Source organism: Streptomyces sp. NPDC046197 (assembly GCF_040646295.1).
Taxonomy (GTDB): domain Bacteria; phylum Actinomycetota; class Actinomycetes; order Streptomycetales; family Streptomycetaceae; genus Streptomyces.
In genome coordinates this window covers 90122-105385 of record NZ_JBEYZY010000006.1, presented here as the reverse complement: position 1 = coordinate 105385, position 15264 = coordinate 90122, and the positions used below count along the sequence as shown (strand labels likewise).

The following is a 15264-nucleotide window of genomic DNA, read 5'->3' as shown; positions in this document are numbered from 1 at the left end:
ATGCAGTTCAGTTCCGGGAAAACGCGCCCCTGAGAGGGGCACGGGGAACTGCGCGACCAGCCACGGACCACCCGCGGCCGAAGGACTCGGCGCAGTCCCCCGCCTTCCCGTACTGGTCAGCCGCGCAGCACCGCCCCTGTTCGCTCGGCGGCCAGCGCCACCGCCGCGTCCCGCGCCGCCGACGCCTCGTCCACCGTCAGCGTCCGGTCGGGCGCGCGGAAGCGCAGCGCGTACGCCAGCGACTTGCGGCCCTCGCCGAGCTGCTCGGCGTTCTCGTAGACGTCGAACAGGCGGATGGACTCCAGCAGTTCACCGGCGCCCTCGCGCAGCGCGGCCTCCACCTCCGCGTGCGGGACCGGCTTGTCGACGACGAGCGCCACGTCCTGCGTGGCGACCGGGTAGGTGGAGATGCGCGGCGCCTGCGGGGCGCCGTTGCCCACCGTCTCCAGGGCGTCCAGGTTCAGCTCCATGGCGCAGGTGCGCTCGGGCAGGCCGAGTGCCTTCAGCACACGCGGGTGCAGTTCGCCCGCGTGGCCCACGACCTGCTCGGTGCCGTCCACGACGATCGCGAGCTCGGCGCAGCGGCCGGGGTGCCACGGGCCGTACTGGCCCTTGCGGACGCTCAGCTCGGCACCGGCCTCGCGGGCGACGGCGCGCCCCGCGTCGACGGCGTCGGCCCAGTCCGACGGGCGGCCCTTGCCCCACCAGCCGGCCTGCTCGCGGGCGCCCGCGAGCACGACCGCGACATGGCGCGGCTGCTCGGGCAGCGCGGAGTTCAGCTCCGCGATCTCCTCGTCGGTGGGACGCCGGTCGACGGGCAGGTGGACGGCGCCCCGCCGCTCCGCGCGGGGGTGGAACACCAGACCGGTCTCGAACAGGGCCAGATCGTGCGAGCCACGGCCGTCATTGCGCCGCAGGGCGCCCAGCAGACCCGGCAGCAGCGTCGTCCGCAGCGCGGGCTCCTCGTCGCTGAGCGGGTTGACCAGCTTCACGACGCGGCGGGCCGGGTCGTCGGCCTCCAGGCCGAGCTGGTCGAAGACCTGCTCGCTGACGAACGGGTAGTTCGGCGCCTCGACGTAGCCCGCGCCGGCCAGCGCCCGGCCGACCCGGCGGTGCAGCCGCTGGCGGTGGGTCAGACCGCGGCCCGAAGGGAGCTTGGGCAGTGTGGAGGGCAGGTTCTCGTAGCCCTCCAGCCGGATGACCTCTTCGGCGAGGTCGTTGGGATCGGCCAGGTCGGGACGCCAGGACGGGACGGTGACGACCAGCTCATCCTGCCCGTAGACGTCGCAGCCGACCTCCTGGAGCCGGCGTACGACCGTCTCGCGGCCGTAGTCGACGCCCGCGACCTTGTCCGGGTGGTTGGCCGGGATGGTGATGGTGTGCGGCGCGGAGGGCGCGACGACCTCGGTGACGCCCGCCTCGGCCGTGCCGCCCGCGAGCAGCACCAGCAGGTCCACCGTGCGCTGGGCGGCGGCGGCCGCGGCCTGCGGGTCGACCCCGCGCTCGAAGCGGCGGGACGCCTCGGACAGCAGCTTGTGGCGGCGGCTGGTACGGGCGACGGACACGGCGTTGAAGTGGGCCGCCTCGATCACCACGTCGGTGGTCGCGTTCGTGCCGTTCTCGGTGTCCGCGTGGTCAGCGATCTCCGTGTTGGCGCCGCCCATCACGCCGGCCAGGCCGATGGGGCCGCGGTCGTCGGTGATGACCAGGTCCTCGGCGTGCAGCTTGCGCTCGACGCCGTCGAGGGTGACGAGCTTCTCGCCCTCCGCGGCCCGGCGCACCCCGATGGTGCCCTGGACCAGCTTGCGGTCGTAGGCGTGCAGCGGCTGGCCGAGCTCCATCATGACGTAGTTGGTGATGTCGACGGCGAGCGAGATCGGGCGCATGCCGACCTTCTGCAGCCGGCGCTGGAGCCAGATCGGGGAGCGGGCCTCGGGGCGCAGGCCGGTGACCGTGCGGGCGGTGAAGCGGTCGCAGCCGAGCGGGTCGGAGACCTGGACCGGGTAGCCGTAGGCGTTCGGCGCCGGTACGTCGATCAGGGCCGGGTCGCGCAGCGGCAGGCCGTAGGCGATGGCGGTCTCGCGCGCGACGCCGCGGATGGACAGGCAGTCGCCGCGGTTGGCGGTGACGGCGATGTCCAGGACCTCGTCGACCAGCTCCAGCAGCTCGATGGCGTCCTTGCCGACCTCGGTCTCCGGCGGCAGCACGATGATGCCGTGGGTGCCGTCGTCGCCCATGCCCAGCTCGTCGCTGGAGCAGATCATGCCGTGGGACGTCTTGCCGTAGGTCTGGCGGGCGGAGATCGAGAAGCCGCCGGGCAGCGTGGCGCCGGGGAGGACCACGACGACCTTGTCGCCGACCGCGAAGTTGCGGGCGCCGCAGACGATCTCCTGGGGCTCGCCGGTGCCGTTGGCCCGGCCGACGTCGACGGTGCAGAAGCGGATCGGCTTCTTGAAGCCCTCCAGCTCCTCGATGGTCAGCACCTGGCCGACGACCAGCGGGCCCTTGAGGTCGGCGCCGAGCTGCTCGACGGTCTCCACCTCCAGGCCGGCCGAAATGAGCTTGGCCTGGACGTCGCGCCCGGACTCAGTCGCCGGCAGGTCGACGTACTCCCGCAGCCAAGAAAGCGGGACCCGCATCAGATCTCCATCCCGAACGGCCGGGTGAACCGGACGTCACCCTCGACCATGTCTCGCATGTCCTCGACGTTGTGGCGGAACATCAGCATCCGCTCGATGCCGAACCCGAAGGCGAAGCCGCTGTACTTCTCCGGGTCGACACCGCAGGCGGTGAGCACCCGCGGGTTGACCATGCCGCAGCCGCCGAGCTCGATCCAGCCCTCGGACGAGCAGGTGCGGCAGGGCCGGTCGGGGTTGCCGACGGACTCGCCCTTGCAGACGTAGCAGAGCATGTCCATCTCGGCGCTCGGCTCGGTGAAGGGGAAGAAGTTGGGCCGCAGCCGGGTCTTCATGCCCTCGCCGAACAGCGACTGGACCATGTGGTCCAGGGTGCCCTTGAGGTCGGCCATGGTCAGGCCCTCGTCGACGGCGAGCAGCTCGACCTGGTGGAAGACCGGGGTGTGGGTGGCGTCCAGCTCGTCGGTGCGGTACACGCGGCCCGGGCAGATGACGTAGACCGGCAGCTCGCGGTCGAGCAGGGAGCGGATCTGCACCGGCGAGGTGTGCGTGCGCAGCACGACGCCGGACTCGGTCCCGCCGCCCTCGCCCTGCACGAAGAAGGTGTCGGCCTCGCCGCGCGCCGGGTGGTCCGGGCCGATGTTGAGGGCGTCGAAGTTGAACCACTCGGCCTCGACCTCGGGGCCCTCGGCGACCTCGTAGCCCATGGCCACGAAGACGTCCTCGATACGCTCCGACAGGGTCGTCAGCGGGTGGCGGGCGCCGGCCGGCACCCGGTCGTACGGCAGCGTGACGTCGACGTCCTCCTCCACCAGCACGCGGGCGTCCCGCTCGGCCTCCAGCTCGGTCTGGCGGGCGGCGAGGGCCTTGTTCACGGCGCCGCGGGCCATGCCGACGCGCTTGCCCGCGTCGGCCTTGGCGTGCGGCGGCAGGGCGCCGATCTCGCGGTTGGCGAGGGCCAGCGGGGAGGCCGGGCCGGTGTGGGCGACCTTGGCCTCGTGGAGCGCGTCGAGGGAGTCCGCGGCGGCGAAGGCGGCGAGCGCCTCGTCCCGCATGCGCTCGATCTCTTCCGGTTTCAACGCCTCGACCTCAACAGGGTCGTACGACTTATTCGGTGCCGACATCTCTTCCCGTGCTTCCGATTGGCTGGCTGACGGTCCCCGTCACCGACTCGTGGACGAATCGTCTGGCGTTTTGGGACGCAAGGGTGCCAAAGGCCGAGTCTAACGGGGCTGGGGAAAGCGAATGCGCCCGTGGGTCCCCGGCCGGTGGCTACAGCAGGTGCGCCGGGGTGCCCACGGGCAGGGTAAATCGGAACTCCGCGCCGCCACCGGGGGCGCGGCCGACCGTGATGGCGCCGCCGTGGGCCTCGACGATGCCCTTGACGATGTAGAGCCCGAGGCCGGTGCCACCGCGCTTGCTGCCCCGCCAGAAGCGGGTGAAGACGCGGTTCATGGACTCCTCCGGGATGCCGGGCCCTTCGTCGCTCACCGTGACCGACGTGGCTGTGTTCTCGTCGTCCTCCCCTTCCCGGGGGGACACCGAGGGCGAGACGTCAATCGTGACGGTTCCCTCGCCGTGGCGCACGGCATTTTCGATGAGGTTGCTCAGTACCTGGTCGATCTTGTCGGGGTCGGCCCACAGCGCGGGCAGGGGCTGCTCGATGCGCACCAGAAAGCGGTCGGCGGGCTGTCCGGCGGCGACGTAGGCCTGGATGTGCCGGCCGACCGCCGCGCCCATGTCGATGGGCTGGCGGCGCACCTCCAGGCGCCCGGAGTCGATGCGGGAGATGTCCAGCAGCTCGGCGATGAGCCGGGTGACCCGGTCCGCGTCGGCGTCGACGGTCTCCAGCATCAGCCGCTTCTGGTCGTCGGTGAACCTCTCCCACTTGGCGAGCAGGGTGGCGGTGAAGCCCTTGACCGAGGTGAGCGGGGAGCGCAGCTCGTGGGCCACGGTGGCGATCAGTTCGGCGTGGCTGCGCTCGGTGCGGCGGCGGGCCTCGGTGTCGCGCAGGGAGACGACGACGCGGCGCACGGGTCCGGTGGGGTGGGTACGGAGGTAGCGCGCGGACACCAGCACCTCCCGTCCGCCGTGCAGCAGGAGGTTCCGCTCGGGCTGGCCGACGCGGATGGCAAGACCTCCGTAGGGGTCGGTCAGCTGCCACCAGCGCCGCCCCTCCAGGTCCTCTAAGGGCAGGGCCTTCTCCAGGCGCTGTCCGAGGGCGGCCTCGGCGGGGACGTCGGTGATGCGGGCGGCCGCGGCGTTGAAGCAGATGACGCGGCCCTGCTCGTCGGCGATCACCAGACCGTCGGGCAGGTCGTCGGGGTCTATGCCGAGCTCGGCCAGATCACCGCGCCGGGGCGCGGGTGAGCGCCGCGCCTCCCGTCTTCCCGGTGCGCTGCTCGTGCCGACGCTCATCCCCGTACCCCACCTCTCCGACGGCATGGGGGCACCTCCCTGATCGCGCGCAGCCGAGTGCTGGGGAGGGCCCCGGGGCCCGTCACCCTACTAGCTCTCGGTGACGGAGCGGCACCCTCCGGAGGCGCGCTGTGCACGGGCGGACGCGTAGAGACATACGGCTGCGGCGGTGGCGAGGTTCAGGCTCTCCGCCTTCCCGTGGATCGGGACGCGCACGACGGCGTCGGCGAGCGCGCGGGTCTGTTCCGGAAGCCCCCAGGCCTCGTTGCCGAACACCCAGGCCGTGGGGCCGCCCATGGTGTCCTTGTCGAGTTCGTCGTCGAGGTCGCACTCGCCCGCCCCGTCGGCGGCGAGGATGCGCACTCCGGCACCCTTGAGGCCCTCGACGGCCCGCTCCACGGGGACGCCGACGGCCACGGGCAGGTGGTACAGCGAGCCGACGGAGGCGCGAACGGCCTTGGGGTTGTACAGGTCGACGGAGGCGTCGGTGAGGACCACGGCGTCGGCACCCGCGGCGTCGGCGCAGCGCAGGACGGTGCCCGCGTTTCCGGGGTCGCGCACATGCGCGAGGACGGCGACGAGGCGGGGCCCGGCGGCGAGGATCTCCTCGAACGGGGTGTCGAGGAACCGGCAGACCCCGACCACGCCCTGCGGGGTGACGGTGGTGGAGATGTCGGCGATGACCTCGTCGGCGGCGAGGTGGACGCGGGCGCCGGCGTCGCGGGCCTCGCCGATGATGTCGGCGTACCGCTCCGCGGCCTCGACCGTGGCGAACAGCTCCACCAGCGTGCCCGTGCCGCCGCTGCGATGCCCGGCGGCCTCTCGCACGGCCTGCGGTCCCTCGGCGAGGAACAGCCGGTCCTTGCCCCGGAAGTTCCGCTTCGCCAGCCGCCGCGCGGCGCTGACGCGGGGCGATCGGGGGGAGATCAGCTCGGGGGTGGCGGGGGGCATGCGGTTCACCTTTGCAGCTACTTTCCGCCGCGACGGCGCTCGGCCGCCACGGCGGATTCCGTCGGTGCCGAACCGACCGGAGGTCTCGGAACACAAGGGAACCCGCAGGCCTGTGGAGCCTGCGGGTCCTCGATCACATCGGCTGAAGCCGGTGCGGCGTCACGCAGCCTTCGGCGCGTTGACGTCCGCCGGCAGCGCCTTCTGGGCGACCTCGACGAGCGCGGCGAACGCGCTCGCGTCGTTGACGGCCAGCTCGGCCAGGATCTTGCGGTCGACCTCGACGTTCGCGGCCTTCAGACCCTGGATGAAGCGGTTGTAGGTGATGCCGTTGGCGCGGGCAGCGGCGTTGATGCGCTGGATCCACAGCTGGCGGAAGTCACCCTTGCGCTTCTTGCGGTCGTTGTAGTTGTAGACCAGCGAGTGGGTGACCTGCTCCTTGGCCTTGCGGTACAGACGCGAACGCTGACCGCGGTAGCCGGAGGCCTGCTCGAGGATCGCCCGGCGCTTCTTGTGGGCGTTGACTGCCCGCTTGACGCGTGCCACTTGTTAACTCCTTGTAGCGGGGCCGTGGGGGTCCTCACACGGCCCGGAAACGATTGGGTCCCGGTCCAGACGTACGGCGCGAGCTGATCGGAGGATCAGGCGCCGCCGCGTCACTTGCCGAGAAGCTTCTTGATCTTCTTGGCGTCGCCCGGGGCCATCTCGGCGTTGCCGGTGAGGCGACGCGTCAGACGGGACGACTTGTGCTCGAGCAGGTGGCGCTTGCCGGCGCGCTCGCGGAGCACCTTGCCGGAGCCGGTGACCTTGAAGCGCTTGCTGGCACCGCTGTGCGACTTGTTCTTCGGCATAGCGCCGTTCTCTCCTCGTCGGTGGCGCTCCGATGCCCGGTCGCGAAAACCGGGCACGGCGGAGCGTCGGACTTGTATCGGTTACATCATGGGGACTCGCGTCCCCCGGGATCACGCCTCGGCAGGCTCCTCGGACGGCGCCTCGACGTCGACCTCGGCCTCGACCTCGGCCGCGTTCTGCGACCGACCGGGGTTGGCCTTCGCGTCCGCCTTGCGGGCTTCCTGCGCCTGCCTGGCCTCGGCCATCGCCTCGGTCTTCTTCTTGTGCGGACCGAGAACCATGATCATGTTTCGGCCGTCCTGCTTCGGGTTCGACTCGACGAAACCGAGGTCCTGGACGTCCTCCGCGAGACGCTGCAGCAGTCGGTAGCCCAGCTCGGGGCGGGACTGCTCGCGGCCACGGAACATGATCGTGATCTTGACCTTGTCGCCCTGCTTGAGGAACCGGACGACGTGACCCTTCTTGGTGTCATAGTCGTGCGGGTCGATCTTCGGCCGGAGCTTCATCTCCTTGATGACCGTGTGCGCCTGGTTCTTGCGCGCCTCACGGGCCTTCATGGCCGACTCGTACTTGAACTTCCCGTAGTCCATGAGCTTGCACACGGGCGGACGGGCGTTCGCCGCGACCTCGACCAGGTCCAGGTCGTACTCCTGCGCAAGCTCCAGTGCCTTGGCCAGGGGGACGATGCCCACCTGCTCGCCACTGGGACCGACAAGTCGCACCTCGGGAACGCGAATCCGGTCGTTGATGCGGGGCTCGGCGCTGATGGATCCTCCTCGGTAGCACCACGCGACGGTCTGGCGGACAGCCGCGTACGTCTGTTTTCGTGAGACCTAACCGCGCCGAAGCAGAAAAAATGCCCCGGCCGATCACAGGCGGGGCTCCTCGAACTACCGGAGCAACCGTCGCGGTGACCGCGGGGCGCACTTTCGGGCGGGTCGCCGCCTCGTTGGGGACGGGAACCGCCTGACCGGTGACCCGCCGCCCTCAAGAGCGGCAAGGTGGGAGTTCGAAAGCCTCCACTTGTGGGCCGGGCCCGTGTGCCTCGGGGGCATGCGCGTCCGGCCGGTCGTCACACAAGGTTAGCACCTCGCCGGGTGGTGCGCTAATCCGGCGTCCTCCGCCTCCTGCCGTCAAGGGGGCACTCACCGGGCCCTATCGTGAGGGGCATGAGTGAGACCTCCCCCTCGGACACCCCCGAGACCCCCGGCAGCCCCGACTTCGACGCCATGGCCCGCGACATCGCGGAGGTCCCCGCGGTCGAGGTGATCGTGACGGTCGCCGTCAACCTGATGAGCGCCGCCGCCGTGAAGCTCGGGCTGAGCGAGGAGGGCGACAAGTACAAGGACCTGGACGAGGCCCGCAAGCTGGTGCACGCCCTCGCCGGTCTGCTGGACGCGAGCGCGACCGAGATCAGCTCCTTCCACGCGGCACCGCTGCGCGACGGCCTGAAGTCGCTGCAGCTGGCGTTCCGCGAGGCATCGGTCGTCCCGGACGAGGCGGGCCAGGGCCCGGGCGAGAAGTACACCGGGCCGGTCTACGGCTGACCTACTCCTTCACGTACAGGGGCTCGCCCGGAGGCGTGGCCTCGGCCGGCAGCACCGCCAGGTCGAGGCCGCTTACCAGGCGGGCCCTCAGCGTCTCGCTGGCGGCCAGCCGCCCGGCGACGGCCCGGGCCGCCCCGGCGGGGTCCGCGGCGGGATCGAGGGCGAGGGCCAGGGTGCCGTCGGCCTGTCCCGGGCCCAGGTGGGCGCGCAGCACGGCCGGCTCGGCGGCCACGGCGCCGCGCACGGCCTCCCGCACGGCCGGGTCGGCCAGCGGATCGGCCGTCGTACGCCCCTCCGCCAGGGCCAGCAGCGCGGGCCCGGTCAGCTCGAACGGCACCGGTCCCGACATGTCCAGCACCACCGTGTCCGCCTTCTCGTGCGCGGCGGCCTCCAGGGCCTGGTGCAGGGGTACGGCGACGGGCCGGGCCGCCGGGTCCCAGCGGGCCAGGGCGTCGGTGGAGGTGAAGGCGGGCAGGGCGGTGCGGTGACCGGCCTTCAGGGTCGGTACGGCCATCTCGCTGGTCTTCTCGCGGCGCAGCCCGTTCTCGTCCTCCTCCACCTCGCCCAGCACGGCCACGACGGGGACGAGCAGCCGGGCACCCTTGAGCGCCTCCAGGACGGGACCCACGGCCCCGTGGTCCTCGGCCCAGGCGGCGAGCGCCGCGCTCAGCCGGGGGTCGGCGGAGCCGTCGTCGTCGGAGAAGAGGGGGTCGGGAATGTTCTTGTTCGCCACGGTCCCCGACCCTATCGGGGGGATGGCGGCGGCGCTGTGCGGGCCCTGAACACCGGGGGGGGACACGGGGTCACCGCGTTCACGGAGTTCCCGAGTTCACTGTTGCTCAGGCCTTCACGGCGTTCATTGGCCTTCACGGCTTTCTCGGAGTCCCAGTCCTTGTCCTTGCTGCACGCCGCCCTCGTCTGCGGCCGGGAGCGTACGTCAAGGCGCGGGCGCACTCCGGTTCCGCCGCCGTATCGTCGTCGGCGACGCCGTCGTCCTCGGCAGCGGCGACGGCGAATGCGGCGAGCGGGGAGGCATCGATGGAGGCGGTGACGGAGCCGACGACGGACCGGACGGCACTGCTGGCCACGGCGATGAGTTCGGTGGCCGTGGCGGAGGAGGCGGCCGTGTCCGTGGCGGCCCTCGACCTGGACTCCGGGGAGAGTGCCGGGTACGGCGACGGCACGTTCGACACGGCGAGCATCGTCAAGGCCGACATCCTCGCGACGCTGCTGCTCCAGGCGCAGGACGCGGGCAGACACCTGACCGCGCAGGAAAGGACCTACGCCGCCGCGATGATCGGGAACAGTGACAACGACTCGGCGTCCGCGCTGTGGCGGATCATCGGCGGGGCGGACGGGCTGAACGCGGCGAACAGGCGCTTCGGGCTGACGGCCACCGTCGGCGGCGACGGCACGCTGTGGGGGCTGACGCAGACCACGGCCGCGGACCAACTGATGCTGCTCAAGCAGGTGTTCGGGGACGACTCGGAGCTCAGCGGGGCTTCGCGGTCGTATCTCCAGGGGCTGATGGGACAGATCGCCGAGGACCAGGACTGGGGTGTGTCGGCCGCGGCCGACGGCTCCGCGTGGGCCCTGAAGAACGGCTGGCTGCCGCGCAGCACGACCGGGTTGTGGGACGTCAACAGCATCGGGCGCGTGACGGCCGGCGGCGACACCTGCCTGGTGGCCGTGCTGTCGAACGGCCACACGACCAAGGAGCAGGGGATCTTGCTGGTCGAGGCGGCGGCACGGGCGGCCGTGTCGGTGCTCACGGACGCCACGACGCCCGCGGCGGAGGCGGAGGCGTCCGCGTCCGACCGGGGGTAGGGCCTGTACGGCGGATCAGGCCGCAGGGAAGTGACGGCATCGCACCAGCCCGCGCGCCTGCGGCATGATCCGCCGGACAGGCCTAGAAGCCGCCGTGGCCTTCGCGGCGGCCTTGCCACCACCCTTCCCGGCGGCCCCGCCACCACCCTTCCCGGCGGCCCCGCCACCACCCTTCCCGGCGGCCCCGCCACAGCGCGACCGCCGCGACCAGCAGGAGGCCTCCGACGCTGCCCGCGAGGAGGCCCGCCCAGCCCGAGGCGCCGTCGTCGGCCCCGGCGGTGTCGGGTCCGGGCCCGAAGTACCGGTCGCCGTACGCCGCAGCGTGCAGGCCCTGCGGTTTGAGACGGTCGGCGGCCTTCAGGGCGGCCACCAGGTCGATGGAGCCGAAGCCGCGCGAGTCGTCACGGCCGCCGACCGGGGCGTCGCGGGCCGTGTCCTCCAGGAGCTTCTTGATCTGGGCCGGGGTCAGCCGCGGGTGAGCCGCCTTGATCAACGCGACGGCGCCCGAGACGAAGGCCGAGGCCGCGCTCGTGCCCCAGCCCTCGTAGTACCGGTGGTCCGGGTCGGCGATCACGATGTCGACGCCGGGCGCGCTGACGGTGGCGTACCAGCGGCGGGTGGAGAAGGAGGCACGGGTGCCGTAGCGGTCGACGGCGGTGGCGGCGATCACTCCAGGGTAGGCGGCCGGGTAGGAGATGTGGTCGCCCTTGTCACCGCCGTTGCCCGCGGAGGCGACGACCACGACGCCCTTCTTCAACGCGTACTGGACGGCCTCGTCCTCGGCCGGTTCGGGGTGCGCGGAGTCCGAGTCGTCGCCGAGCGACAGGTTTATGACGTCGGCGCCGTGGTCGGCGGCCCAGCGGATGCCGTCGGCGAGGGCGTTGCCGCGGGTGGTGCGGGCCCGGGCACGGGCGGAGTCGGCGTCCTCCAGGATCACCCGCACCGGAAGGATCTTCGCCTCGGGGGCGATGCCCATGATCCCGTCGGCGTCGCCGGGGCCGTGTCCGTGGCCGGCGATGATCCCGGCCATGGCGGTGCCGTGACGGGCCCAGGTACGGTCGCCGCGCTGCGCTCCGAAGCCGATCATGTCCTTTGCGGCCAGGACGTTGCCGGCCAGGTCGGGGTGGTCCGCCTCGACACCGGTGTCCAGGACGGCGACGGTGACGCCCTTGCCCTTCGTGACGCGCCAGGCCTGCTGGGTGTGCATGGCGTCGAGCGCCCACTGCTGGGCCCGGATGCCGTCGGCGTGCGCGGCGGTGGACGGCACGAGGGCGAGCGATGCGGCGAGCAGCAGGCTGAACGCCGCGGTCCGGCGGGACCTGCGGCTTCCCGGCGTACTGCGGATCGGGCCGGTCGGGGCGGCTTTCACGACGGCTTCTCCGTGGCCGGGCTGACAGTCTTGCGAAAGCCCCGCTCGATGCGGTCGGCGAGGCCCTGGGCCTCGTGGCCCAGGCCGGCCTGGGCCGGGGCCGTTGCCGCGCCGGTCTGCATCGCCTCCTCGGCGGACTGCGGGGCGTCGACGGTGCGGCCGTCCGCCCAGCCGGAGACCGCGTAGACGACCACGGGCGCGTCGGTGAGGACGGAGACCGTCCAGGAGGCGCGCTGCTGGGGCCCGAAGGCCGCCGCGACGGTGCCCTTGGCGGCGTACGGGCGGGGCATGAGGTCGGTGCGCCGGTCCAGGCCCTGGCCCTTGAAGCGGGCGGCGAGGGCGCTCATGGCGGTGGCGTCGGCCTTGCTGAACAGGAGACCTACGGTGGTGACGTAGCTCTGGGTGGCGTCCGTGTAGGTGGCGCGCAGCAGACGCGCGCAGCCGACCGGGGAGAGGACCTTGGCCAGCAGCGGGTCGAAGGCACCGGCGCAGCCGCTGTCCGGGGCGACGGCGACGCGGGTCCAGGTGCGGTCGGCGCCGCCCGGTCCGGCTCCGCGGCCCTGCAGGGTGGGCGGGAAGAGCTGGTCGACGGGGACGTTGTGCCACAGGTCCGCGGCGGTGGTGAAGGTGCCTGCCGGGCCGCCCTCGCCCGGGTCCCCGGTGAGCCAGCTCCCGGTCACGGCGCCGCCGATGAGTCCGAGGCCGAGCACGACGCACGCGGCCGCGGCGGCGGTCCGTGGCCGTACCCGGATGCCGAGCGCCCGTCCGCGCCCCCGCTCGTCGTACCCCTCGGGCTCCCCGAACGCCACCACGGGCCGCGCCGCACCGAGGCTCGCGCCCGGCGCCATGGGAGCGCTCCACGAGAACGACGGATCGGGCGCCACGGAGGTGGAACCGGCGGGGGTTGCCGGCCCGAGTGGGGTGCCGGGTCGGGTGCTGGGCGGAGTCGGGTGCAGGCCGGAGGGCCGGAGGCGGCGCGGTTCGGCGGGCCCGGCGTTCCAGTGCGCCGCGGCCGGACCCGGTGACCCGCCCGCAGCCCCGGGCCGATCCCCCACGGTCCCGGGGCGGGAGCCCGACCGGGTGCCGGGTGCGGCAGTCACGGGGTGGCCGCCCGGCCGTGTGCCGGGGGTGCTCATCATGGCGCCGCCGCCCGAACGCGTGCCGGGGGCGCCCGTCGTGGCGCCGCCGCCCGGCCGGGGCGCGGGCGCGGCAGCCGTGGCATCGCCACCCGGCGCCGTGCCGAGGCCGCCCGCACCGGCCTCGCCACCCGAACGCATGCCGGGACCGCCCGTCCAGGCGCCGCCACCCGGTCGGGGCGCGGGCGGGGGCGCGACAGCCGAGGTGTCACCACCCGAACGCGTGCCAGAACCACCCGACACAGCGCCGCCACCCGCCCGGGTCCCAGGTGCACCAGCCTCGGCACCGCCACCCGGCCGCATGCCCGGGCCACCCGACACAGCGCCACCACCCGCCCGGGTCCCAGGTGCACCAGCCTCGGCACCGCCACCCGGCCGCATGCCCGGGCCACCCGACACAGTGCCGCCGCCCGGTCGGGGTGCCGGTGCGGCGGGCGCGCCGGTTCCGTTGGCCGGGTCGCCCGTCATGGCGTCGGCGCCCGGACGGACCGGGCGCAGGCGGGTCGTCGTCTCCGACGGACTTTCGGTCGGGGCGTCGGGGCGTCGGGGCGGTACCGTCGGCCGGTGTGCCGGACGGGGTGGTACACCACCGGGCCCGCCGGTGCGCACGCTCTGCCCCGGCGTCTGACGTCCTGCGCTCGGTGGCGTGTCCGGGAAGCGGGCCGAGGCCGGCGGCGGAGGCGGGGCCATGGGGTCGGTGCCGCGCAGTCCAGGGCGGCGGAAGTCCCACGGCCGTCTGCGCACCGGCGTGTCCGCCGCCGCCCGGTACACCTCGCCGACGGCGTCGGAGGCCGTCCCCTCCGCCCGCGGCGGCTGATGTCCGTCCCACTCTGCCCGCGGGGGCTGATGCCCGCTCGGCTCTTTCCGCGGCAGCCGAAGTCCGTTGACCTCCGCCCGCGGAACCTGATGTCCGTCCGGCTCCGCCCGCGGCAGCTGAAGTCCGTTCGACTCCGCCGGCTCGTCGGGACGGGCGTCGGGGGTCGTCGGGCGTGGCGGTCCGGCCGGTCGCGGGGGGATGGAGGCGTGGCGCGCTTCCGTGCTCATGCACCCCCCGTTTCCTCGTGCCCGGGCCGTTTCACCGTGCGTAGGCCGTTCTCGCTGCCGTGGCCCGCGCCGACTCGTCCGTCACCGGGCACGCATACCCGTACGAACGAACGGCCATCCCGACTCAAGTCGGTGGCCGGGATCGTTTCGCCATGCCTGCGCGTCACTCTACGGGCTGCGCCCGCTCGAACGGGAACCAGTCCACGCCGTCGTGGCATCTGCCCGGAACATCCCTCTACCCTGCGGTAATCCTGTCTGGCAGGCTTCGTTCATGATTCCGCGTGCCGCCGACCGGGCCCGGTACGACCGGGCCGCCGCCCATCTCGACGCCCCCGTCGCGATCGTGGACCTGGACGCCTTCGACGCCAACGCGGACGACCTCGTCCGCCGGGCCGCCGGAAAGCCGGTCCGGGTCGCCAGCAAGTCCGTGCGCTGCCGGGCCCTGCTCGAACGCGTCCTCGCGAAGGACGGCTTCGCGGGCATCATGTCGTTCACCCTGGCGGAGTCCCTGTGGCTCGCACGCTCCGGCTTCGACGACGTCCTGCTCGCCTACCCGTCGGCCGACCGTGCCGGTTTCGCCGAACTCGCCGCCGACCCCAAGCTCGCCGCCGCCGTCACCGTGATGATCGACGACCCGGCGCAGCTCGACCTGGTCGACGCCTCGCGCGAGGGCGGAGGGGAAGTCGTACGGGTCTGCCTGGAGTTGGACACCGCGCTGAAACTGCTCGGCGGCCGGGTACGCGTCGGCGCGCGCCGCTCCCCGCTGCACTCCCCCGCCCAGGTCGCCGACATGGCCCGTACGGTGACCCGGCGGCCGGGTTTCCGGCTCGTGGGGATCATGGCGTACGAGGGTCACATCGCCGGTGTGGGCGACGCGGTGGCCGGGCGGCCGCTGCGGTCGCGAGCGGTCCGGCTGATGCAGGCGACCGCCCGCCGGGAACTGGCCGAGCGGCGGGCCGCGGCGGTGCGGGCGGTCCGGGCCGTGGCGCCCGGGCTGGAGTTCGTCAACGGCGGCGGCACGGGCAGCGTGCAGCACACGGCCGCGGAGGACGCGGTCACCGAGATCGCCGCCGGTTCGGGGCTGTACGTCCCGCGGCTGTTCGACAACTACACGTCCTTCCGCGGCCGTCCGGCAGCCCTGTTCGCACTGCCCGTCGTCCGGCGGCCGGGGGTCGGGGTCGTGACCGTTCTGGGCGGGGGCTACCCGGCCTCGGGCGTGGCCGGGCCGGACCGGCTGCCGGTGCCGTACCTGCCCGAGGGGCTGCGCTACGACCCGCAGGAGGGACCGGGTGAGGTGCAGACCCCGCTGCTGGGCTCGGCGGCCGACGATCTGCTGATCGGCGACAAGGTGTGGTTCCGCCATGCCAAGGCCGGTGAACTGTGCGAGCGGTTCGAGGTGTTGCACCTGGTCGAGGGCGACCGGGTGACGACGGCGGTGCCGACCTATCGGGGCGAGGGCCGCACGTTTCTGTGACGGCCCGGCCCCG

The 15264-nt window shown here is 73.1% G+C and carries 14 protein-coding genes; 4 read left to right on the top strand and 10 right to left on the bottom strand.

Annotated features, from left to right (window positions below; translation table 11 throughout):
* Positions 1-116: 116 nt before the first annotated feature.
* From pheT to infC, 7 genes are all read right to left on the bottom strand, one after another.
* Positions 117-2639 (bottom strand): phenylalanine--tRNA ligase subunit beta, encoded by a 2523-nt coding sequence (pheT, locus tag AB0A61_RS10795; RefSeq protein WP_361289430.1) that lies wholly within the window; start codon positions 2637-2639, stop codon positions 117-119.
* A complete protein-coding gene (gene pheS, locus AB0A61_RS10790; protein ID WP_361289427.1) occupies positions 2639-3760 on the bottom strand; it encodes a phenylalanine--tRNA ligase subunit alpha in 1122 nt (373 codons plus the stop codon). Before pheS ends, pheT begins: the two co-directional genes overlap by 1 nt.
* Before the next feature lie 148 nt (positions 3761-3908).
* Complete coding sequence (locus AB0A61_RS10785; RefSeq protein ID WP_361289424.1) at positions 3909-5054, bottom strand: ATP-binding protein; 1146 nt, start codon at positions 5052-5054, stop codon at positions 3909-3911.
* Between the two features lie 90 nt (positions 5055-5144).
* Positions 5145-6005: an RNA methyltransferase gene (locus AB0A61_RS10780; RefSeq protein WP_361289421.1), complete on the bottom strand. Its 861-nt coding sequence runs from the start codon at positions 6003-6005 to the stop codon at positions 5145-5147.
* A 159-nt stretch (positions 6006-6164) separates the two neighbouring features.
* Positions 6165-6548: a 50S ribosomal protein L20 gene (gene rplT, locus AB0A61_RS10775; protein ID WP_067134332.1), complete on the bottom strand. Its 384-nt coding sequence runs from the start codon at positions 6546-6548 to the stop codon at positions 6165-6167.
* A 110-nt stretch (positions 6549-6658) separates the two neighbouring features.
* Positions 6659-6853 carry a 50S ribosomal protein L35 gene (gene rpmI, locus AB0A61_RS10770; RefSeq protein ID WP_007829094.1) on the bottom strand — a complete coding sequence of 65 codons (195 nt, stop codon included), beginning with the start codon at positions 6851-6853 and terminating at the stop codon, positions 6659-6661.
* Between the two features lie 111 nt (positions 6854-6964).
* Positions 6965-7621: a translation initiation factor IF-3 gene (gene infC / locus AB0A61_RS10765; protein WP_361290015.1), complete on the bottom strand. Its 657-nt coding sequence runs from the start codon at positions 7619-7621 to the stop codon at positions 6965-6967.
* A 402-nt stretch (positions 7622-8023) separates the two neighbouring features.
* On the opposite strand from infC, the gene AB0A61_RS10760 reads away from it, so the two are divergent.
* Entirely contained in the window at positions 8024-8401 is a 378-nt protein-coding gene (locus AB0A61_RS10760) for a DUF1844 domain-containing protein (RefSeq protein ID WP_361289417.1), read from the top strand.
* A 1-nt stretch (position 8402) separates the two neighbouring features.
* Here the strand turns inward: AB0A61_RS10760 and AB0A61_RS10755 are convergent, their stop codons facing one another.
* Positions 8403-9134 (bottom strand): SseB family protein, encoded by a 732-nt coding sequence (locus AB0A61_RS10755; protein ID WP_361289414.1) that lies wholly within the window; start codon positions 9132-9134, stop codon positions 8403-8405.
* A gap of 305 nt (positions 9135-9439) precedes the next feature.
* Between AB0A61_RS10755 and AB0A61_RS10750 the strand changes: the two genes are divergently transcribed.
* Positions 9440-10228, top strand: a complete 789-nt coding sequence (locus AB0A61_RS10750; RefSeq protein ID WP_361289411.1) for a serine hydrolase — start codon at positions 9440-9442, stop codon at positions 10226-10228.
* Between the two features lie 82 nt (positions 10229-10310).
* On the opposite strand, the gene mycP is transcribed toward AB0A61_RS10750, so the two are convergent.
* A complete protein-coding gene (gene mycP, locus AB0A61_RS10745) occupies positions 10311-11573 on the bottom strand; it encodes a type VII secretion-associated serine protease mycosin (RefSeq protein WP_361290011.1) in 1263 nt (420 codons plus the stop codon).
* A gap of 20 nt (positions 11574-11593) precedes the next feature.
* Positions 11594-12445: a hypothetical protein gene (locus AB0A61_RS10740; RefSeq protein WP_361289408.1), complete on the bottom strand. Its 852-nt coding sequence runs from the start codon at positions 12443-12445 to the stop codon at positions 11594-11596.
* Between the two features lie 934 nt (positions 12446-13379).
* Between AB0A61_RS10740 and AB0A61_RS10735 the strand changes: the two genes are divergently transcribed.
* Both AB0A61_RS10735 and AB0A61_RS10730 read left to right on the top strand, forming a co-directional pair.
* Positions 13380-13550: a hypothetical protein gene (locus AB0A61_RS10735; protein WP_361289406.1), complete on the top strand. Its 171-nt coding sequence runs from the start codon at positions 13380-13382 to the stop codon at positions 13548-13550.
* A 498-nt stretch (positions 13551-14048) separates the two neighbouring features.
* Positions 14049-15251, top strand: a complete 1203-nt coding sequence (locus AB0A61_RS10730) for an amino acid deaminase/aldolase (RefSeq protein ID WP_361289403.1) — start codon at positions 14049-14051, stop codon at positions 15249-15251.
* The last annotated feature ends 13 nt before the right edge of the window (positions 15252-15264 follow it).